Here is a 20,702-nt window from a genome sequence, read left to right on the forward strand (position 1 = left end):
CATGAAGACCCATCCCAAGCTGACTCGCCCCCGTGCTACCGCGCTCATCGTGGCCATGGCATTGACCTTCGGGCCCGGTGGCTTGCTGCCCATTGGCATGGCGGTGGCCGCGACCGCAGCGCCCAAGAAGGTGCCGGCTGGTCCTATGGTCACGCTCAACTTCGTCAATGCCGAGATCGAAGGCGTGGCGCGGGCCATGTCGGCCATCATCAACCGCCAGATCCTGGTCGATCCGCGGGTGAAGGGGGCCATCACGCTGTACAGCGATCAACCACTGACCGCACGCGAGGCCTATCTGAACTTCCTGGCGGCCTTGCGTGGTCAGGGCTTCAGCCTCGTCGAGGTGGCTGGCCTGCTCAAGGTCGTGCCCGAAGCCGAGGCCAAGCTGCAGACTGGCACGGTGGAGGTTGGCGCGGTCAAGCAGTCGGGTGATCAGGTCCTGACACAGATTTTCCGCATCCAGTACGAAAACGCCAACAACCTGGTGACGGTGCTGCGTCCGCTGATCAGCCCGAACAACACGATCAACGCCAACGCGTCGACCAATACCCTGGTCATCACCGATTACGCCGACAACCTCAAGCGTATCGGCCAGATGATCGCGGCGCTGGATGTCCCCATGGCCACCGACATGGAAGCGATCCCGCTGCAGTACGCGATTGCCGCCGACCTGGCGCCCGTGGTGCAGAAGCTGGCAGATGGTGGTGGTCAGACTCCGGGCGCCCTCGCTGCGGCTGGTGGTCAGACCACCATGGTGCTGTCTGACTCGCGCACCAACACGCTGATGGTGCGCGCACCCAATGCGGCGCGCATGACGCTCGTGCGCAACCTGATCCAGCGCCTGGACCGTCCGGGTACGGCAGGCCTGGGCGGCAGCGGCATCCATGTGGTCTACCTGAAGAACGCTGATGCCGTGAAGCTGGCGCAGGTGCTGCGCGCAGCTTTCCCGGGGGCTGGTGGTTCTGGTGGTGGGGCTTCTGGTGGCAGCTCGACCACCGGTTCGGGCGCCAGCGGCATGCCGACATCCAGCATGGGGGGGGCCCAGAACACGGCCTCCAGCGGTGGGGCCTCGCAACAATCGACGGCCCCTGTGGCCGCGTCGGCCGGGCCGTCCACGGGTGGGTTCATCCAGGCTGATCCCAGCACGAACTCGCTGATCATCACCGCCACGGATGCGCTGTACAAGCAGTTGCGTGCCGTGATCGACCAGCTCGATGGGCGTCGTGCGCAGATCTACGTGGAAGCCATGATCGTTCAGGTTGACGAGAGCAAACTGGCCCAGGTCGGCTTCCAGTGGGCCGCGGCAGCCGGGAACAACAACGTGATCGGTGCGGGCACGAGCCTGGCTACCGGCACGTCGGAGTCCAAGATCCCCGGCCTGTTTGGCGTCACATCCAAGTCGGCCATCCAGGGCTTGAGCGGGTTCAACGTCGGTTTCCTGCACAAGATGGCAGATGGCACCTACAACCTGGGCGCGCTGGCCAGCTTCCTTGAGCAGAATGCCGACGGCAATGTGCTGTCCAAGCCGAACATGGTGGCGTTGGATAACGAAGAGGCCAAGATCGTGGTGGGTCAGAACGTGCCGTTCGTGACCGGGCAATACACCAATGGTGCCACGTCGAGTTCCGGCTCCGTCAACCCCTTCACCACCGTGGAGCGCAAGGACGTCGGCCTGACGCTGCGTGTGCGCCCGCAAGTGGGCGAAGGCGGTACCGTGCGCCTGACGGTGTTCCAGGAGAACTCGTCGGTGGATGCTTCCAGCAAGTCGTCCTCCAGCGGGCTGACCACCAACAAGAGCGCGATCGAAACCACCGTGGTGGTCGATGATGGTCAGACCCTGGTGCTCGGTGGCCTGCTGTCCGACTCGTACAACGACGGCGACACCAAGGTGCCCGTGTTGGGCGACATCCCCATCCTCGGCAACCTGTTCAAGAGCCGTGCACGCGAGCATTCCAAGAAGAACCTGATGGTGTTCCTGCGCCCCGTCGTGATGCGCACGCAAGACGACAGCAACAACCTGACCATGGACCGCTATGAGTACATGCGCCAGCGTCAGGTGGCGTCTCAACCAGAAAAGAGCAGCGTGCTGCCGGTCAATGAGGCGCCGCTGATGGATCCGCTCAAGCTCAGCAACAAGCTGTCGATGCCGCCCGTGCGTCAGCCGCTGGATGACCCGAATGCACCTGCCCCGACGGTCGTGATGCCCGCTGACTCAGGCTACGCACCCAAGCTGGTGCCGCAACCTTCCAGCGGCAAGTAAGGATCGCAAGCCATGGGCGCACGTCACCCCCTTCCTTACGCCTTTGCCAAGGCCAACGGCCTGCTGCTGGAGTGCGATGAAGAGCGCACCACACTGTGGGCCAGCGCGGCTGTGTCTCCGTCGGCGCTGTCCGAGGTGATGCGGCTGTACGTGGTCAACGCCATCGAGCAGGAGCCTGCCGAGACCCTGGCGCAACGCATTGCCACGGCCTATGCGGCTGGCGAGGGCAGTGCGGCGGCCGTGGTCGGCGAAGTCGAAAGCGCGGTGGACCTGTCTCGCATGATGCAGGACCTGCCCGCAGTGGAAGACCTGCTCGAATCCAGCAATGATGCGCCCATCATCCGGATGCTCAACGCCTTGCTGACACAGGCGGCCAAGGACGGCGCCTCCGACATCCACATCGAGCCTTACGAGCGTTCGTCTGCCGTGCGCTTCCGTGTGGACGGCACCTTGCGTGAAGTCGTGCAGCCCAACAAGGCCTTGCACGCGGCCCTGATCTCGCGCCTGAAGATCATGGCCGAGCTGGACATCTCTGAAAAGCGCCTGCCGCAAGACGGCCGCATCAGCCTGCGGATCGGTGGCCGCGCGGTGGACGTGCGGGTCTCGACCCTGCCTTCGGCCCACGGCGAGCGCGCGGTGCTGCGTCTGCTGGACAAGGGCGACGCCAACAAGTTCACGCTCGAATCGATGGGCATGAGCGGCGATTCGCTGGATCGCTTCAAGCGCCTGCTGCGTCAGCCTCACGGCATCGTGCTGGTGACCGGCCCGACCGGCTCGGGTAAAACGACCACGCTGTATGCGGGCTTGAGCACGGTGGACGCCCAGACCACCAATGTGCTGACCGTGGAAGACCCTGTCGAATACGAGCTGCCCGGCATCGGCCAGACCCAGGTCAACGCGAAGATCGACCTGACCTTCGCCAAGGCCCTGCGCGCCATCCTGCGTCAGGATCCGGACGTCATCATGATCGGTGAAATCCGCGACCTGGAAACCGCCCAGATCGCCGTGCAGGCTTCGTTGACAGGTCACCTGGTGCTGGCCACGCTGCACACCAATGACGCACCCAGTGCCGTCACCCGCCTGACTGACATGGGTATCGAGCCCTTCCTGCTGTCGTCGTCCTTGCTGGGCGTGCTCGCGCAGCGTCTGGTGCGCAAGCTGTGCCCGCATTGCAAGCGCGAAGACGATCACGGCAAGTGGCACCCCGTTGGCTGCAGCGAATGCGGCATGAGCGGCTACAAGGGGCGTACCGGCGTGTACGAACTCATGGTGGCCGACGATGACATCCGCGCCCTGATCCATGAGCAGGCTTCTGAAGCCAAGCTGTTCGAGCGCGCCCAGCAAGCCGGCATGCGCACCATGCGTGATGACGGCGACCGCCTGGTGGCCGAGGGTGTGACCTCTCTCGAAGAAGTCCTGCGGGTTACGCGGGAATAAGGACGAGGTCGCCACATGCCAGCCTTCCGCTTTGAAGCCCTTGACGCAGCCGGCAAGACCATCAATGGTCTGGTCGAGGCCGACAACCCCAAGGCCGCACGGGCGCAATTGCGTTTGCAGCAGCTGGTGCCCCTGAAGGTGGAAACCGTCGTGCAGGGCACGGCGGGTGAGGGCGAGGGCCTCAACAAGCAGATCTTCGTTCGCAAGGTGTTCAATTCGAGCTCGCTGGCGATCTGGACGCGGCAGTTGTCGGGTCTGGTCGTGGCGGGGCTGCCGCTGGAGCGTGCCTTGACGGCGCTGGCCGACGAGGCCGAGGATCCGCGCCAGCGTGAGCTGGTGTCGCACCTGCGCGCCGAGGTGAATGCCGGTTCGCCCTTTGCCCGTGCACTGCAGGGTTCGCCCCGCGAGTTCGACGACGTCTACCGCGGCGTGGTGGCGGCCGGCGAGCAAAGCGGTCAGCTGGGCACGGTGCTGGACAAGCTGGCCAACGATCTGGAAGAGCAACAGGCGCTCACCTCCAAGCTGATTGGCGCGACGCTGTACCCGGCCATCGTGTCGCTGTTTGCCATCGTCATCGTGATCGCCTTGCTGGTGTTCGTGGTGCCGCAGGTGGCGCAGGTGTTCTCCAGTGGCAAGCGGGCGCTGCCTGCGCTCACGCAGTTCATGCTGGCGCTCAGTGCCTTCATGCGCAACTGGGGCTGGTTGCTGGCCCTGGTGTTGATCGGCGGCACCGTGGCCTTGATGCTGGCGCGTCGCAATGAAGACTTCCGTCAGAAGTTCGATGCCTTCTGGCTCGAGTTGCCCCTGATCGGCAAGCTCTCGCGCGGCTACAACGCGGCGCGCTTTGCCGGCACGCTGGCCATGCTGGCGGGCTCGGGTGTGCCCATCCTGAAGGCCTTGCAGGCCGCGGCTGAAACGCTGTCCAACCGCGCGATGCGGGCCGATGCGATGGAAGCCCTCATCCAGGTGCGCGAAGGGGCGCCGCTGGCGTCTGCACTGGCCGCCAAGAAACGTTTCCCCGGCCTGCTGTCGATGTTTGCCCGCCTGGGTGAGCAGACCGGCCAGCTGCCTGTGATGCTGCAGCGCGCGGCCAACCAGCTGTCCGGTGAGGTGCAGCGCAAGGCCCTGGCGATTGCGACCATCCTGGAGCCCCTGCTCATCGTGGTCATGGGCCTGGTGGTGATGTTGATCGTGATGTCGGTGATGATGCCGATCATGCAGATGAACACCTGGGTGAAGTAGGCCTGCGGCAATCTGCCACTTAGTTCACTGAATGCATGCGCAAGGCGGCCCCGGATCGGGGCCGCTCCTCTTGGTGCGTGTCGAATTCGATGATATGAATGGCTGCATCCCCCTTGTTCACGGGCTTTGACTCGCAGGGCTTTGTTGCATGATGGGGTGAGCGTGTTGAAGCCTGGAGGGCCGATATGAGCAGCTGTACCGATCTTGTTCCCGTCCAACAAGACAACTACAGGGGGCGCATTCCGATTGCGCACATGCGCCATGTCTACAAGCTCGACGAGGTCGAAAAGCGCCTCGGCAAGCTGCCGCCACGCGAACACGAATCCTTGCGCGCCACCTACGAGCGCATGCTGGAGATGGGCCCGGAGCGCTTCCAGGTCAAGCCATCCGGCCTGCCGGCGATGGACCATCTTTACGACGAGCTGCCCAATTTCCACGAGGTGCTCGACGACCTGCGACGCCAGTTGGCGTTGTGCACCGACAGCCGCGATGCGCTCGAGATCACACCCATGCTGTTGCTGGGCCCCCCAGGCGTCGGCAAGACCCACTTTGCACGTGAAGTGGCGCAGTTGCTGGGCACGGGCATGGGCTTCATCTCCATGAGCTCGATGACTGCGGGCTGGGTGCTCTCGGGCGCGTCCAGTCAATGGAAGGGCGCTCGGCCCGGCAAGGTGTTCGAGACCCTGGTGGACGGCCAGTACGCCAACCCGGTGATGGTGGTCGATGAGATCGACAAGAGCGGTGGCGAGCATGCCTATGACCCGCTGGGTTCGCTCTACAGCCTGCTGGAGCACGACACGGCAGGTCACTTCACGGATGAGTTCGCCGAGGTGTCGATCGACGCCAGCCAGGTGATCTGGGTGGCCACGGCCAATGACCTGCGTGGCATCCCGGACCCCATCCTCAACCGCATGAATGTGTTCGACATCGAGATGCCCGATGAAACGGCGGCTGCCAAGATCGCTTCCAAGCTGTACCGCAGCATCCGCGCCGATCACGACTGGGGGCAGCGTTTCGAGCCGGAGCTGAGTGAAGCCGTGCTGACCGAGATGAGCCACTACGCCCCGCGCGAAATGCGCAGGGCCTTGATGACGGCCTTTGGCAATGCCAAGCTGGACGGGCGTTACAAGCTGGATGTGCGTGATCTGCCCGAACAGGGGGGCAAGCGTCAGCCCATCGGGTTTGTCCAATGAGCTGAGGCTTCAAGCCGATCAGTTGCAGGTGCCGGACTGCGTCGCCAGCGTGTTGGCGAAGGTCTGGATCTCGCTGGGCGAGCCACTGCCCTTGACGTAGGCGTTGAGGAAGGCAATGGCGGCTGTCGAGGCTTCGGCTGCGCAGAAGCCGCCGCCGTTGAAGTCATCGTGCGTACCGTTGTCGTAGATCTTGCCGTAGGCGTTGCCCGTCTTGCCTGCTGCGGTGGCCGCGTTGTTCATGGCTGTGATCATGGCCGTCACCAGGCTGTTGGGGCTGGTGGGGGTGTCCAGCACCGTCAGCAAGGGATCCTTGGCGCCTTGCAGCATCAACAAGGGCATGCCGGCATTGAAGCTCTTGCCGACGTAGCTCGCGTTGATCGGCTCATACACCTTGAACACATCCGCTTCTGCGGTTGTCAGCGCAGGGATGCTGCCGTTCTCGTAGCAGGTCCCTCGGGTCATGCTGAATGCGGCGCGGAAGTCGCAGACCAGTTCAGTAGAGAACTTGTTGTAGAGCTCGGCGAAGCGACCGGAGGGGCCAGAGATCGAGACAATGGCCTTGACCGCTGTTGATACGCCTGAATAGCCGCCCTTGTTCTCCCAGTCGGCGACGGGGCCGTCAGAGGTCAGGCCTGCCAGCATCGACATGTGCGCACCGGCAGAGAAGCCCATCAGCGCGATCTTGTTGGGGTTGATGGACAAGGTCGATGCCTGACTGCGCAAATAGCGCACCGCACATTTGACGTCCGAGACCGCGTTTCTCAGATGTGAGCCCGTGGCATTCATCGTGTCGTTCTCAACCACCTTGAGTGTGTCCAGCGGGTTCTGGGCTTTGAACTCCGGCCATTCGATGGCGGGGTGGGTGGCGTTGAAAACCTCGTTGAAGCGACCAGTGAAGGGCGTGAGGCGATAGTCGATGTTGATGACGTAGTAGCCTGCGTCCTTCAGGTTGTTGGCGTAGGTGATCATGTCCTTGGGAGAACGATCCCGCCAGAAGCCGCCATGGATGAGGACCACAGCTGGCCATCCACCTGCGGGCGCCGTGCCGGTGGGGACCGAACGCAGCATGCCTTGGTCATAGCCCGTGCCGCCACAGAAGCGGTCGAGCCCGCCGACCGTCTGCGTGCTGGCCGATGCCGTTCTCGGCGTGCCGCCGGAAGGGGTGTAGCTGAAACTGGCGCTGAAGGTTTGCGTGTCGCGCGTGGGCGTGAAGTACGTCACCCCGGAGGCAAACTTGTAGTTGACGGGGCTGGTGTAGTAGCAGGTCGTGCCGACACGGAAGGTGCAAACGTGCACGACCTTGTCGATGAAGCTCCCGCTGTTCAGCGCAATCGTTCTGCTGATGTTGCTGGCAACATCACGAACGACCAGCGAGCCGGGCGTGACGCTGTTGAATTCAGTCGACTTGATGCGAACGGTCCAGCGAAATGGGGTGCTGGTGTTTTTGACCGCGTACGCGAAGTTCAGTGTCTTGTCGGGCTCACCGGGGGCACCTGGTTCCAGCAAAACCTCTGGGGCGGCGTGTGCCCCTGTTGCGAGCAGCAGGGCGATGGCGCCCAATGCCTTTTTCATGTCGTGTCCTCTTCTTGCGTTGATGGCGTACCGATCACCCATCAAGGCGTCGGTGCTCTTTATGAAGTACTCCCTGAATTCTTGTTGCTTGCGCACGTGTCCGAATAATAGTGATTTATATATCACTTATGCAACGGGCATTGCACTTTGTTACCCGGCTGTCCTTGTGTGCTCAACGTGATGTGGCCGGAGTGGCTCGCCACTAAACTCCAAGCCTTGTGCTACCCCATTGAAGGTTTTGTCACCCATGCCAGCCAGCCTGACCGGGCGATTGGTCGTCGCGATTTCGTCGCGCGCGCTGTTCGACTTCGAAGAAGAAAACCGCCTGTTCGAGGGCGTGGACGATCGCGCCTACATGAAGCTGCAACTCGACAAGGTCGACGAGCCCGCCAAGCCGGGCGTGGCCTTTTCGCTGGTGCGCAAGTTGCTGGCCTTCAATACGCCAGACAAGGCCCGCGTGGAAGTGGTGATCCTGTCTCGCAATGATCCGGTGTCCGGCATGCGGGTGTTCCGGTCAGCCAGGCACTATGGCCTGCCCATCGAGCGCGGCGTGTTCACGCGTGGGCAAAGCCCGTGGCGTTACCTCAAGCCTTTGCAGGCTCATCTCTTCCTGTCGGCCAATGAAAACGATGTGCGCTCGGCTCTGGGCGCGGGGGTGCCGGCGGCGCGGGTGTTGCCGCATGCGGCGCGGGCCGGCGAGGCGCATCCGAATGAAGTGCGCATCGCCTTCGACGGCGACGCCGTGCTGTTCTCGGACGAAGCCGAACGTGTCTTCCAGAAGGGCGGCCTGGACGCCTTCCAGGCGCACGAGGTGGCCATGGCCGACCAGCCCCTGCCTGACGGCCCGTTCAAGCCTTTGCTGATGGCCCTGCATGATCTGCAGCAGCATGACCCGGCACAGGGGGCGGATGCCATGCGCATACGCACAGCCCTGGTCACGGCACGGGGGGCGCCAGCCCACGAGCGCGCCATCCGCACCCTGATGGAGTGGGGCATTGAAGTGCACGAGGCCCTGTTTCTGGGCGGCCTGCCCAAGGGCGAGTTCCTGCGCGAATTCGAACCCGATTTCTTTTTCGATGATCAGACCGGGCACGTTGAAAACGCCGCGCCGCATGTGCCCTCAGGGCATGTGGCCGCCGGCATCGTCAATGCAGGAGACAAGCCATGAGCGACGAACTGTCCGACTTCTTTGCGCTGCCACCCTTCAAGGCCGATGAGGCCCTGGTCAAGCTGCGGCGTGATCTGCGTGAGCTCAAGCCTTTGGCTGAAAAGGGTACGGGCACACCGATTCGCTTCGAGTGGAAAGGCTTGCCCGTGATCGAGGTGAGCGTGTCGGCGTCTGCCGAGAAGCCTGCGCTGGCGGTGAGTCTGGCCAAACGGCCCAGTCAACGGCCTGAATGGCTCAAGCAGACCTTGTCGTCGAGTGCGGACGTGCGCAAGTGGCTTGACGGGCTCAAGCTCAGCCTCAAGCGCTGGGACGACGAGGACTGATCAGTCGTCCAGCAGGTCCTTGAGCCGTTGCAGGTCGGCCTGCACGAGGGCTGCATCTTCTGCGAATTGCGCTTCGCTCATGCCGGGGCGTTGATGCAGCAGGAACGACACCTCGCTGCCGCAGCCTTTGGGCACCACGCGCATGGTGTTCATCACTTCCTCGCCATTGGGCAGGCGCACGACGTGGTCCAGGATGCCGTCGGCGTTGGCTGGCGTGAACCACAGGCGCACCAGGCCATCGTTCATCTGCACCAGCCACTCGTCGCCATCGGGTGTCACGCTGCGGGCAAAGCCCGGCGCCCACTCGGGCAGGTGGCGAGGGTCGGACGCGTAAGCCATGACGGCGTCGGGTTCGACGTTGATGTCTACAGTCAGGGTGAGCGTGCGCATGTCAGGCCGCCTGTCTGGCGATCAGCTCGTCGTCGATGGCCGTGGCACGAGAGGCCGCCGGCCGTGTGGTGATGCGTTCGATGTAGGCCTGAATCACGGGCGTCAGTGGGACCAGGCCAAAGTGGGTGGTCCAGGCCAGGGCGGTGCCCCAGAGCACATCGGCAGCGCTGAAGCGTTCACCCAGCAGATACGGGCCTTTGGCCAGTTGATCGGTGAGCGTGGACAGCATGGTGTCGAAGTCGCCATAAGGGCTGGTGGAGGGCGGCGCAGGTTCGCGCTTCATGGCGCGGTCCACCACGGCGGGCTCGAACGAAGAGCCGTAGAACACGAGCCAGCGAAGGTAGGGGCCGCGCAAGGGATCGCCCATTTGCGGTGCCAGGCCTTTGTCAGCGTACAGATCGGCCAGGTAGATGTAGATGGCGCCTTGTTCCGTGATCAGTGCGCCTTGATGTTGCAGCGCGGGGACCTTGCCCATGGGGTTGATGGCCAGGTAGGCGGGTTGGCGTTGTTCCCCGGCTTTCAGGTTGAGCACGTGCAGTTCGTAGTCCGCCCCCAGTTCCTCCAGCAAGGTCAGAACGCCTCGCGAGCGCGTTTGCGGGGCGTGGTGAAGGATCACGTGGCGTTCGCTGGTCATGGCGGGCTCCTGTCTGGCTGGATTCAATCGATGTGGCGGTGCATCTTGGCTTTGAACAACTCGGCGATGCTGACTTCGCGGGGGCCGGGAATGAGTTCATACGACTCACCCGCAGCGATCGTGCCGGGCTGCCTGACCGTGAGGTAGAAGCCGCAGTAGCCCGATTGGGCCATCATCTTCACCGCATGCGGAAAGCCCATGACAGCCTGGAACTTGTAGCAGGGCCGGCGCGGCTCGCTGATGGCCAGGCTGCAGTCGGAGAACTGCAGGATGTCGCCGACATGCACATCGCCTTCCAGCAGGCCGGTGAGCGTGAGGTTCTCGCCCAGCATGCCGTGCGGCATGGCTTCGCCCCACGCCTGCGCGCTGGCCTGCGCTCTCACGGTTTGCCAGAAAGCGTAGTGCTCATGCGGGTAGGCGTACACCGCCTTGCTCAGGCCGCCGTGCACGGTCATGTCGGCCTGGTCATCGCCCTCCAGGCCCAGCGGCTTGACTGCAATGCGATGCGGTTCGGTCAGCGAGCTCACGGCGCGTTTGCGAATCGCCGTCATGATCTGACGGCCCTCGATGGTGAGCGGGCTGGCTTGTGCGACGTTGATCGACAACAATTGACGGGGCAGGAGGCTGGGCATGGCTGAAATCAGAGGTGGCAGCCATTCAGGCAGAACGGCGTCAGGACACCTCAGTATGCCGCCTGCGGCAAGCCCCCATCAACGCCATGACGACACCGTGGTGGCCATGGCCTTGAAACCCACGACCACCGGTTGCCCTGGCGCCCAGCCCATCTGCTGGATGGACTTGCGCGTGAGCATGGCCCACAGGGGCGAGCCGGACTTGACCTGCAGGCTGTCCGCATCCAGCGCGCGATCGAGCTCGATGCCCACGGCGCCATAGGTGCCATGTTCGCCCGCCAGCATGATCTGCGTGATGCGCCCGCGCAGGTGGTTGCTGCAACTGGTGTCCGTGGGGACGGCGCGGTGCAGGGTGATGTCGCGGGCGCGGACTTTGAGCCGCACCTTGCTGCCCACACCATGCAGCATGGCCGGCACCGTCACACGCTGGCCGGAGACATCGACCTCGCTCAGCAGCCATTCGATGTCATGGCGCTTGACCTCGCCTTCCAGCACGCTGCCGGCGTGCACGCCCTCCAGGAAGGTGGACAGCGAGACATCGGACAGGATCTGCGCTGCAGGTCCGGCACTGGCCATGCGGCCTTCATGCAGGATCACGACTTCGTCGGCCAGTCGGATGACCTCGTTCATGCGGGGGCTGACCAGCACGATGGGCACCTGGAAGCGCGTGGGCAGCTCGGCCAGCAGTTCCAGCAGGGCCTCTTGCTCGTGAGGCGGGACGTCACCCAGCGGGTCATCCAGCAGCAAGGCATTCGGGCCGGAGATCAAGGCGCGGGCCAGCGCCACCTTGACGCGCTGGCTGATCGTGAGCGCCTCCGGCTTGCGAGACAGCAGCGAAGCCAGGTCCAGCCAGTTGACGACCTTGTCGAAGGCGGGCGGCTTGGTGCGCCGCAGCCCCACCCCTTTGAGGCCGTATGCCAGGTTGGCCTTGACGTTGAGGTGCGGAAACAGATGCGTGTGCCCGTCCAGCCAGGTCAGGCGGCGTTCGTGCGGCGGCTTGTTGATGCGGGCGGCCGAGTCGTACATGGCCTCGTTGCCGACGGCGATGCGCCCGCCACGTGCCGGTGCCAGGCCAGCTGCAGCCTTGAGCAACGCACTCTTGCCCGCACCACTGCGACCGACCAGGGCGCAGACCTTGCCGGGCAGCACGCGGAACTGCGCGCGGATGTCGAGCCCCGGGTGCTGGAGTTTGAGCTCGATGCTGAGCGGGCGGGGAAGCGTTTGATCGATCATGCGGATTGGATGGGCAGGCCGACAGGGCGCAGGCGAGCGTGCCAGCGACGACGCCAGCGCTGGCGCCCCCATTCACTGATCACGATGGCGGCCATGGCGATGCACAGCGAGATCAGGGCCAGATGCCAGGCGGCGTCTTCGCCGTCCTGTTGGTTGAGCAAGGCCTGTACCAAGGCCACGGGCGCGGTGGTGTCGCCCACATGGTGAGGTCGCAGGGCGGCGGCCAGCACCAGCGTGGCGCCGGACTCGCCCCAGGCTGCCGTCAGCCCCAGGGCCATGGCCGATGCGACGGCTGGCCACACCAAGGGCAGGGTGATCGTCCACCAGCCCTGCCATTGCGACGCGCCCAGGGTGCGGGCCACGGGCAGCAGCATGGGGTCGGTGGCCTCCAGGGCGGGGCGCAGGATGCGCACCATCAGGGGCACGGTCATGATGCTGGCCGCGAGGATGGCGCCACCCGGGTAGAAGCTCAGGCTGAAGCCGGTCAGGTCATGCAGCCAGCCGCCAAACGAGCCATCGCCGCCCAGGCTCATCAGGAGCCCGAATCCGATCACCGCGGGAGGCAGGCCCATGGGCAGCAGGATCAAGGTATCGAGCACCAGCTTGCCGCGCCAGCGGGTGCGGGCCATCACGGTGGCCAGCACCAGGGCCAGCGGGGTGGAAATCAGCAAGGTGATCAAGGCCACCTGCAGGCTCAGTGACAGCGCTTCCAGTTCAAACGAGGACATGGTGTCTTCACTCCTTGATCGGTTGCCAGGCTGGGCGCGAGGCTTTGACGGCGCTTTGCGCCAGGGGCCACTGCAGCCAGCTCACCAGGAGCTTGGCACCAGCGTGTCGGGCTCGGAACGAGCAGGCAATCTGGGCCTGCAAGGTCAAGGCGGGGCTGTCGGCCATCCAGACCTTGAGCTTCTCGCCGCGAGGGGGTGTCTTGACCCACTGCGCCCGGCTCATGAGCCGGTAGGCCGGGGCATTGCCGGCAGGCGGGCGGGTACCGGCGGCGATGCCTCTGGACGCCAGGCCCTGAGTCAACTGGTCAGCCAGAGCGGCCAGCGACGAGCCAGCCAAGGGGGGCTGCCAGCGTGCGGCCCCCGCGCTCGCGGCGGCCAGCACCTGTGACAGGGCGCGGGAGGGGTCTCGCTCGCTGCGGATGCCGGCCAGATCCTCTTGCGGCCCCAGCAGCAGCACATCGGTCAGTGCGATGGTCTTGCGGTTGTAGATCAGGCCCTGCTTGTCCAGGGCGTCTGCCCGCGGGTGGCTCAGGAACAGCCCCGCGTCGATCAGGCCTTGTTCCAGTTCGGTCAGGATCACGCCCGTGTCCATGGCCGTCCAGCGGGCTGCCCAGCCCAGATCCTGCTTCATGGCGGCCTGCCAGCGGCCCGTCAGGCCCGTGGACACCAGCAGCGGGTCCACACCCACGTTGGGGCTCTCGGCGCGCGCAGGCACGCGTTCACGCGCCACGGCAGCATGCAGGGTGGATGCGCACAGCACGCCACCAAGGCTCAGCTGCAGAAAGGGACGACGGGCCAGCACGGGCATGAATGAAAACTGTGAAAAATGTGGCAAACAGATCAAGCTGACCAGTGTGCCTGTGGCGAGGCCGCACGCCCCCAAAGGGGTGTCGGAATATGTATCAGGATACAAAAACATCGGCGCTTCGTGACTCAAGTCTCACCCTGAGAGCCCAGGGTGTCTCCGCCCCCCCGGCCGAGGGGGGAACTCAAAGCCCGCCGAGTGGACTAAACTACGCGGTTCCACTGTCACGGATTGCCGGCCTCACGAGGGCTTGATGTCACAAGGATGGCGGGGTGTCGATAGCGTCATAAGTTATTGATTCATAAGGTGAATCTTGCTTGTGTTGGCGCTGCCGAGACCCTGTTTTTTACTTTCTGGAGCTTTTTCTCATGACGACTGCTACTGCACAGGTGAACGCACCTGCCTACGTCAAAAACACCAAGTTGATCGCCTGGGTGGCCGAGATGGCCGCGCTGCTTCAGCCCAAGGACATCTACTGGTGTGACGGCACGACCGAAGAATACGACCGCCTGTGCGCCCAGCTCGTGGCTGCCGGCTCGTTCAAGAAGCTCAACCCCGAGCTGCGCCCCAACAGCTACCTGGCCTGGACCCACCCGTCCGACGTGGCCCGCGTGGAAGACCGCACCTTCATCTGCTCTGACCGCAAGGAAGACGCCGGCCCCACCAACAACTGGTGCGAGCCCGCTGAAATGCGCGCCAAGCTGCAAACCGGCGAAAACGCCCTGTTCAAGGGCGCCATGAAGGGCCGCACGCTGTATGTGATCCCCTTCTCGATGGGCCCTCTGGGTTCCGACATCGCCCACATCGGCGTCGAGCTGTCTGACTCCGCCTATGTGGCCGTCAACATGAAGCTCATGACCCGCATGGGCAAGGGCGTGATCGACGTGCTGGGCGCCGACGGTGAATTCGTGCCTTGCGTGCACACCGTGGGTGCGCCTCTGGCCGAAGGTCAGAAGGACGTGGCCTGGCCTTGCAACCCTGACACCAAGTACATCGTCCATTACCCCGCCACCCGCGAAATCTGGTCGTATGGTTCCGGTTACGGCGGCAACGCGCTGCTGGGCAAGAAGTGCTTCGCCCTGCGTATCGCTTCCACGATGGGCCGCGATCAAGGCTGGCTGGCCGAGCACATGCTGCTCCTGGGCGTGACCAATCCTGAAGGCAAGAAGTACCACGTGGCGGCCGCCTTCCCCTCGGCTTGCGGCAAGACCAACTTCTCCATGCTGATTCCGCCAGAAGGCTACAACGGCTGGAAGGTCACCACCATCGGTGACGACATCGCCTGGATCAAGCCTGCTGCCGACGGCAAGCTGTACGCCATCAACCCTGAAGCCGGTTACTTCGGTGTGGCGCCTGGCACCAACACCCTGACCAACTTCAACTGCATGAAGTCGCTGGACCGTGACGTGATCTTCACGAACGTGGCCCTGACCGACGACGGCGACGTGTGGTGGGAATCGATGACGGACGAGCTGCCTGCTCACCTGATCGACTGGCAAGGCAACGACTGGACGCCTCAGATCGCCAAGGAAAAGGGCGCCAAGGCTGCCCACCCCAACGCCCGCTTCACCGTGGCTGCCACCAACAACCCTGCGCTGGACAGCGAGTGGGACAACCCCGCTGGCGTGGCGATCGATGCCTTCATCTTCGGCGGCCGTCGCTCGACCACCGTGCCGCTGGTGACCGAAGCCCGTGACTGGACCGAAGGCGTCTACATGGCCGCCACCATGGGTTCGGAAACCACCGCTGCTGCGTTCGGCCAGCAAGGTGTGGTGCGCCGCGATCCGTTCGCCATGTTGCCCTTCATGGGCTACAACATGAGCGACTACTTCCAGCACTGGCTGGACCTGGGCGCCAAGCTGCAAGCCGCCGGTCACGCTTTGCCCAAGATCTATTGCGTGAACTGGTTCCGCAAGGGCGCCGACGGCAAGTTCGTGTGGCCTGGCTACAGCGAAAACATGCGCGTGCTGGAGTGGATGGTCGGTCGCCTGGAAGGCAAGGCCAATGGCGTGGAAAACGCTTTCGGTCTGAGCCCGAACTACGAAGACATCAACTGGAACGGCCTGAACTTCACGAAGGACCAGTTCCAGTCCGTCATCGGTATCGACAAGGCTGCCTGGGCTCAAGAACTGAAGCTGCACGACGAACTGTTCACGCAGCTGGCCTACAACCTGCCTGCCGCCATGCCTGCCACCAAGGCGAAGCTGGAACAGCGTCTGGCTGCCTGATCGATCTGTCGTTCAGCGCAAAGCCAACTGGCTTGCAAGAAAACAGCGCCTTCGGGCGCTGTTTTTGTTTGCCTTGTCGCCAGGGCGTTTCTGGCGAAAAAAAAGCGGACCCGAAGGTCCGCTTTGAAGGGCATTCACCCAGAGGAAGCAAGAATCAGAACAGGCCGGCCTTGCCGATCAGTTGCGCCACGAGATCGGTCAGTGAGGTGGCAGGTGCCTTTTCGCGGCTGAGTTCCAGTGAGCGAATCACGGGCTTCTTGCCAGAGAAGTCCAGCAGGTTGTCCAGGAAGGTGCCGACGCCGGCCAACTTGGCTTCCTTGATGCCGGTGTCGCCGAAGGTCACGATGGTCAGGCAGTGCGAACCATTGATCTCGCGGTAGTTCGGCAGGTAGTAGCCCAGGTTGGGGCCGGCCGGCAGGTGGGCCACCATCGTGTTGATGTCCTGGCGCCAGCGGCTGTTCAGGGCGGCCAGGCGTGCTTCAGGCGTTGCTGCGCCCGAAATCTCGGGATAGAACTTCTCATACGAGAAGGCCGAGTAGTTCGTGTCTTCCTGGAACATCGCGTAGCCGATGCGGTCGTTCGGGAAGATCTTGCTCAGGCCTGCTGTCATCGAGCCCAGGTTGTTGACGTCACCAGCCGTGGGGTACTTGCTGATCAACTCGGTGGCCAGGCCGTTGGGCTCGTCCAGCCCCCAGACATCGCGGATCTTGTTGTGCAGGGGCAAAGAAGGCGATTGCTCTGGCGTGCTGTTGCGAGGTGCCCAGAACAGCGGGCCCGAATCGGCCAGCAACGCGGCCTTGTTCGCCTTGGTCACGGTACGCATGTAGGGGAAGTTCACCGTCGAGCCGGTACCGCCAGCCGAGAAACCGGTGAGCAGCAGCACATCGGGCTTGGGCAGGTTGGCTGCCATCCAGTTGGACACGGCCTTGGCGTTCACCGCGCCGCGGTGGAACCAGGCGACCGAGCCGGCGTCATCCGTGTAGGTGGTGACCTTGTTGCCGGCGTGCACGTCACCCGTGCAGTAGGTCAGGTAGACGATGTTCCAGCTTTGCGTCTGGGTGGAGGTCAGCGGGTCGATGCGCGAGGTGAAGGGTGTGACCAGACCCAGGTGGGCCTGGCGGTTCCAGTCGCTCATGTAGTTGGTAGGGATGCCATCGGGGTTGACGGCGCCCAGCAGGGTGCCAGCCTTGTTTTCGCAGGTGCCCTTTTCCCAGCAGGCGCCGCCACCCTCGTACATCACCACGGTCTTGCTGGTGAACGGCGTGCGGTTCACGAAGAAGCGGTAGGGGGTGCCATTGCCGCACGATGCGCCGCTGGAAGCGGGCAGCTCGACCATTTCCCACTTCAGATAAGCGGCTTGTGCGGCGATGCTGCACAGCAAGCTGATGCCAACGGCTTTGCTGGCGGCCTTGATCAGTGAATTCAGTGTCATGTTGACTCCATCAACGGTTTGTGTGGACCATGTGATGCAGTCTGAAACACAGTGTTTTTTTTCAGGGGCGGGTAAGCCTCCGTGCCATCCCCCTCACCCCTAAGACAAGGGGGGCGCAAGTGTCAGCGCAATGACGCTTGGCGTGTAATGTCGGTCGGGTAATCCCGAGTCGTCGGATGGCCGACAAAGTGAATGTCTGGCCGATTCGGTGACTCACCGGTCAGGCTTTGCATGAGATCCGCCACTCGCTGATGGCGAACCAGGCCCACCGCCTGACCGGACCACAAGGACATCAGATCCGCTCTGTCTTGCGCGATCGCCGCGCGCTTGAGCACGCCCGTCAGCCAGTTCTGCCAGGGGTAGGGCAGGATGTCCTCGGGCGCCTGGGCCAGCTCGATGGTGAGCCGGTTGCGCAGGCCGCGAGAGAGCCGGCCGCTGAAGCCTCTGGTGAGGGTGGTGCCTGGCAGGCCGGGTGCGTGCAAGGCCGCCTGGTGGGGGCGCCCGGCGTTGGATTCCTCACAGGCCAGGAAGGCCGTGCCGATCTGGACCGCATCAGCACCCAGCGCCATGGCGGCTTTCACCCCGCGAGTGTCGGCGATGCCGCCGGCCGCAATCACGGGGATGCGCACGGCATCGCGCACCTGCGGGATCAGCGAGAAGGTGCCTGTCAGCAGGTTTTCCGGTGTATCGGTGAAGGACACGCGATGCCCGCCCGCGTCGCTGCCCGTGGCCACCACCATGTCCACGCCAGCGTCTTCCAGCAAGCGGGCCTCGTGTGGCGTGGTGGCAGCCCCGATCGTCACGATGCCGAGTTGCTGACAGCGAGACAGGATCGCGGGTGAGGGGATGCCGAACACGAAGCTGAACACCGCGGGTCGCGCTTCCAGCAAGGCCTCGATCTGTTGCGTATAGGCTGGCCAGACAGCGGACGGCTTGGGGCGGGCGGGCAGGTCCAGCTTGAGCTCGTCGAAGAAGGGCTGCAGACGGCGTACCGCCCGATCCCATTGCGTGTCGGATATGACGGGGTGCTCCGCTTCGTCATGCAAGGGGATCCACAGATTGAGTGCAAAGGGCGCCGCCGTGGCTGCACGCAAGTCACGTGTGACCTGCATGATCTGGTCCGCATGCAGGTGATGCACACCGAAGGAGCCCAGGCCGCCTGCGGCGTTGACGGCCGACACAAGCGAGACGGAAGACAGTCCGCCGCCAAAAGGGCCTTGGACAATGGGCCACGGCAGCCCCAGCCTGCGGGTGAAAGCGGTGTCGGTGTGCATGATCGTGTTGCCTCCTTGCGTTTACTGCAACAGCCCTTCCGCCTTCAAGGCGGCGAGCATGGCGGGGCGCGCCTTGACGCGGCCCATGAAAGCCTGCAAATGCGTGTGCGCCGACAGGTCCAGTTGCACATACGCCGCCCAGGACGCGACGACAAACAGGTAGGCGTCTGCGGCGGTGTAGGCCTCACCCGTCAGGTAGGGGCGATCGGCCAGTTGCGACGACACCCAGGCGAACTTGCGCTGCAGTTGCTCGGTGAACAAGGCCTTGGTGTCCTTGGAGGCCTGCGCGTTGAACAAGGGCGCAAACGACTTGTGCAGTTCGGAGGTGATGTAGTTCTGCCACTCCATCACGCGGTAGCGCGCCATGGTGCCTGCTGCGGGCATGAGGTCGGTGCGGCCGACCTGGTCGCAAAGGAACTGGCAGATCACCACGCCTTCGCTGAGGCGTTGGCCGTCATCGAGTTCGAGCAAGGGCACGGCCCCCTTGGGGTTGATGTCGCTGAAACGCTGGCCATGTTCGGTCAGGCCCTTGCCGGTGTCGACTTTGACCAGTTCGAACGGCTGGCCGATGTCGATCAGCAGGGCATGAGGGGCGAGCGAGCAGGCGCCGGGGCTGTAGTAGAGCTTCATGATGGATGAGTGGGGCGTGGCCCCTTGTGTTGATCAGGGCTTTCAGCTTATTGATGCTTGCCGCGCATGTGAATAGGCTATGGTTCACATGACTGATGCCTGTTGGGCATAAATGGACCCGGTGACCAACCTTGAGAGACAAGACATGAGCCGACAGTTCGAAGATGCGCAGCTTGGTGACATGGAGCTGTTCGTGTTGGCGGCTGACGCCGCGAGCTTCACCGCAGCGGCCGAGCGCACCGGCATGACGCCCAGTGCGGTCAGCCGAAGCGTGGCACGCCTGGAGGCGCGTTTGGGTGTGCGTCTGTTCATGCGCACCACGCGCCAGATTCGCCTGAGCGATCCGGGGCGGCTGTACCTGGCGCAATGCCGCCTGACCTTGTCACAGCTCACCGAGGTGGAGCGCCAGTTGAGTCGCCAGCAATCGCAGCCATCGGGTGTGGTGAGGCTGAGCCTGGCGACAGGTTATGGGCGCCATCGGGTGCTGCCGCTCTTGCCCCGCTTTCGGCAGCGGCACCCCGAGATCAGCCTGGAGATCCAGCTCAGCAACCGCAACGTGGACTTCGCCAAGGACCGCTTCGATCTGGCGGTGCGTGCGCGCCATCAGGCCGATTCCAGCCTGGTGGCGCGCAAGATCGAAGACTCGGAACTGGTGGTGGTGGCCTCACCCGGTTACCTGGCCCGCGCCGGCGAGCCCAAGACCATCGATGACCTGCGCGGCCACGAATGCATCCAGTTCGTGCTGCCGCGAACAGGGCGGTGTGTGGACTGGTCTTTCATCGTCGACGGGCAGGACGTGGAGGTGAGCACACGGGGCAGCATCACCTGCTCGGAAGAGCTCGACGGCGGCGTGCACCTGGCGCGACATGGCGGTGGCCTGTATCAGACCAGCCGCTTCCTGGTCGAGCGGGAGCTGCTCAGTGGCGAGCTGATCGAGGTGCTGGCGCCGTTCGGTGGGCGCTCGCGGCCGTTTTCCATCGTCTACCCGAGCGCTCGGCATTTGCACAAGCGGGCGCGCCTGCTCGCTGAATTCTTGCTCGACAACCTGGGGCCCAACGCTCGAGCAAGGGGCTGAGGGGCCATTGTCGGGCGGCGGGGGCTCGGCCACACCCGGGTGTTGACGGAGGTCTGATCGTCGATTTTGTTGCTACATTGGGTTGGTGCGCCTGTTCAGGCAGGACGCGCGCATTCAAATCAACTTTCAGGGACCCATATGTACCGCATCACCACTGTGATGCTGGCCGCCGCCGTGGCCAGCACAACCATGATGACTTCGGCTCAGGCCGCGGGCGCCACCCTTCCGTATCTGGGGAATCTCGGTTACGGGGATCAAACCATCGTGATCCCACCTCTGGCGCCGACGACCCCTGCTTTCGTTTACGACGCCCAGTTCAACCTGTTGCACGACAGTGCCTTGACAGGTGTGCTGACGGGCATCCGATCCGGTGCCGCCACCGTGACGGAAAGCTGGTTCAACGAAGCTCTGGGCCAGACCGAATCTCGCACCTGGGCCAGAACCAT

General features: G+C 63.9%; 19 protein-coding genes. 9 read left to right on the forward strand and 10 right to left on the reverse strand.

What is annotated here, in order from left to right; translation table 11 throughout:
* Position 1 precedes the first annotated feature (1 nt).
* The 4 genes from gspD (at position 2) to VFW93_RS02105 (ending at position 6,132) form a co-directional block, all read left to right on the forward strand.
* On the forward strand, positions 2-2,260 hold the full coding sequence (gene gspD / locus VFW93_RS02090) for a type II secretion system secretin GspD (protein ID WP_329692335.1): 2,259 nt from the start codon (positions 2-4) through the stop codon (positions 2,258-2,260).
* A gap of 12 nt (positions 2,261-2,272) precedes the next feature.
* A complete protein-coding gene (gspE, locus tag VFW93_RS02095; RefSeq protein ID WP_329692336.1) occupies positions 2,273-3,697 on the forward strand; it encodes a type II secretion system ATPase GspE in 1,425 nt (474 codons plus the stop codon).
* A gap of 15 nt (positions 3,698-3,712) precedes the next feature.
* Positions 3,713-4,939 (forward strand): type II secretion system inner membrane protein GspF, encoded by a 1,227-nt coding sequence (gene gspF, locus VFW93_RS02100; RefSeq protein WP_329692337.1) that lies wholly within the window; start codon positions 3,713-3,715, stop codon positions 4,937-4,939.
* 185 nt (positions 4,940-5,124) lie between these two features.
* Positions 5,125-6,132 carry an AAA family ATPase gene (locus VFW93_RS02105; RefSeq protein ID WP_329692338.1) on the forward strand — a complete coding sequence of 336 codons (1,008 nt, stop codon included), beginning with the start codon at positions 5,125-5,127 and terminating at the stop codon, positions 6,130-6,132.
* Between the two features lie 18 nt (positions 6,133-6,150).
* On the opposite strand, the gene VFW93_RS02110 is transcribed toward VFW93_RS02105, so the two are convergent.
* Entirely contained in the window at positions 6,151-7,704 is a 1,554-nt protein-coding gene (locus tag VFW93_RS02110) for an alpha/beta hydrolase (RefSeq protein WP_329692339.1), read from the reverse strand.
* 247 nt (positions 7,705-7,951) lie between these two features.
* Between VFW93_RS02110 and VFW93_RS02115 the strand changes: the two genes are divergently transcribed.
* Positions 7,952-8,872: a 5'-nucleotidase gene (locus tag VFW93_RS02115; protein WP_329692340.1), complete on the forward strand. Its 921-nt coding sequence runs from the start codon at positions 7,952-7,954 to the stop codon at positions 8,870-8,872.
* Positions 8,869-9,195 (forward strand): hypothetical protein, encoded by a 327-nt coding sequence (locus VFW93_RS02120; protein WP_329692341.1) that lies wholly within the window; start codon positions 8,869-8,871, stop codon positions 9,193-9,195. The genes VFW93_RS02115 and VFW93_RS02120 overlap by 4 nt, the downstream gene beginning before the upstream one ends.
* Here the strand turns inward: VFW93_RS02120 and VFW93_RS02125 are convergent, their stop codons facing one another.
* From VFW93_RS02125 to VFW93_RS02150, 6 genes are all read right to left on the reverse strand, one after another.
* Positions 9,196-9,585, reverse strand: a complete 390-nt coding sequence (locus VFW93_RS02125; protein WP_329692342.1) for an SRPBCC family protein — start codon at positions 9,583-9,585, stop codon at positions 9,196-9,198.
* Position 9,586: 1 nt separating this feature from the next.
* Positions 9,587-10,219 (reverse strand): glutathione S-transferase family protein, encoded by a 633-nt coding sequence (locus tag VFW93_RS02130; protein WP_329692343.1) that lies wholly within the window; start codon positions 10,217-10,219, stop codon positions 9,587-9,589.
* A 23-nt stretch (positions 10,220-10,242) separates the two neighbouring features.
* Complete coding sequence (locus VFW93_RS02135; protein WP_329692344.1) at positions 10,243-10,851, reverse strand: MOSC domain-containing protein; 609 nt, start codon at positions 10,849-10,851, stop codon at positions 10,243-10,245.
* A 78-nt stretch (positions 10,852-10,929) separates the two neighbouring features.
* On the reverse strand, positions 10,930-12,084 hold the full coding sequence (locus tag VFW93_RS02140; RefSeq protein WP_329692345.1) for an ATP-binding cassette domain-containing protein: 1,155 nt from the start codon (positions 12,082-12,084) through the stop codon (positions 10,930-10,932).
* Positions 12,081-12,812 carry a molybdate ABC transporter permease subunit gene (locus VFW93_RS02145; RefSeq protein ID WP_329692346.1) on the reverse strand — a complete coding sequence of 244 codons (732 nt, stop codon included), beginning with the start codon at positions 12,810-12,812 and terminating at the stop codon, positions 12,081-12,083. Before VFW93_RS02145 ends, VFW93_RS02140 begins: the two co-directional genes overlap by 4 nt.
* Positions 12,813-12,819: 7 nt before the next feature.
* Positions 12,820-13,620: a hypothetical protein gene (locus VFW93_RS02150; protein WP_329692347.1), complete on the reverse strand. Its 801-nt coding sequence runs from the start codon at positions 13,618-13,620 to the stop codon at positions 12,820-12,822.
* A 365-nt stretch (positions 13,621-13,985) separates the two neighbouring features.
* On the opposite strand from VFW93_RS02150, the gene VFW93_RS02155 reads away from it, so the two are divergent.
* Positions 13,986-15,845 carry a phosphoenolpyruvate carboxykinase (GTP) gene (locus tag VFW93_RS02155; RefSeq protein ID WP_329692348.1) on the forward strand — a complete coding sequence of 620 codons (1,860 nt, stop codon included), beginning with the start codon at positions 13,986-13,988 and terminating at the stop codon, positions 15,843-15,845.
* A 154-nt stretch (positions 15,846-15,999) separates the two neighbouring features.
* Here VFW93_RS02155 and VFW93_RS02160 read toward each other — a convergent pair whose 3' ends face one another.
* The 3 genes from VFW93_RS02160 to gstA all read right to left on the reverse strand — a co-directional run bounded on the left by VFW93_RS02160 (position 16,000) and on the right by gstA (position 19,181).
* Positions 16,000-17,277: a pectin acetylesterase-family hydrolase gene (locus VFW93_RS02160; RefSeq protein WP_329692349.1), complete on the reverse strand. Its 1,278-nt coding sequence runs from the start codon at positions 17,275-17,277 to the stop codon at positions 16,000-16,002.
* A 122-nt stretch (positions 17,278-17,399) separates the two neighbouring features.
* A complete protein-coding gene (locus VFW93_RS02165) occupies positions 17,400-18,551 on the reverse strand; it encodes an NAD(P)H-dependent flavin oxidoreductase (RefSeq protein ID WP_329692350.1) in 1,152 nt (383 codons plus the stop codon).
* A gap of 21 nt (positions 18,552-18,572) precedes the next feature.
* The gene (gene gstA / locus VFW93_RS02170) at positions 18,573-19,181 is read right to left on the reverse strand and encodes a glutathione transferase GstA (protein ID WP_329692351.1); all 609 of its coding nucleotides are present in this window, start codon (positions 19,179-19,181) and stop codon (positions 18,573-18,575) included.
* 145 nt (positions 19,182-19,326) lie between these two features.
* Here gstA and VFW93_RS02175 point away from each other — a divergent pair, with 145 nt between their 5' ends.
* A complete protein-coding gene (locus tag VFW93_RS02175; protein ID WP_329692352.1) occupies positions 19,327-20,256 on the forward strand; it encodes a LysR family transcriptional regulator in 930 nt (309 codons plus the stop codon).
* Between the two features lie 138 nt (positions 20,257-20,394).
* Positions 20,395-20,702 (forward strand): hypothetical protein (locus VFW93_RS02180; protein ID WP_329692353.1); only part of this gene is annotated, 308 nt, incomplete at its 3' end.

Source organism: Aquabacterium sp., from assembly GCF_036279675.1.
Taxonomy (GTDB): Bacteria; Pseudomonadota; Gammaproteobacteria; order Burkholderiales; family Burkholderiaceae_C; genus Aquabacterium.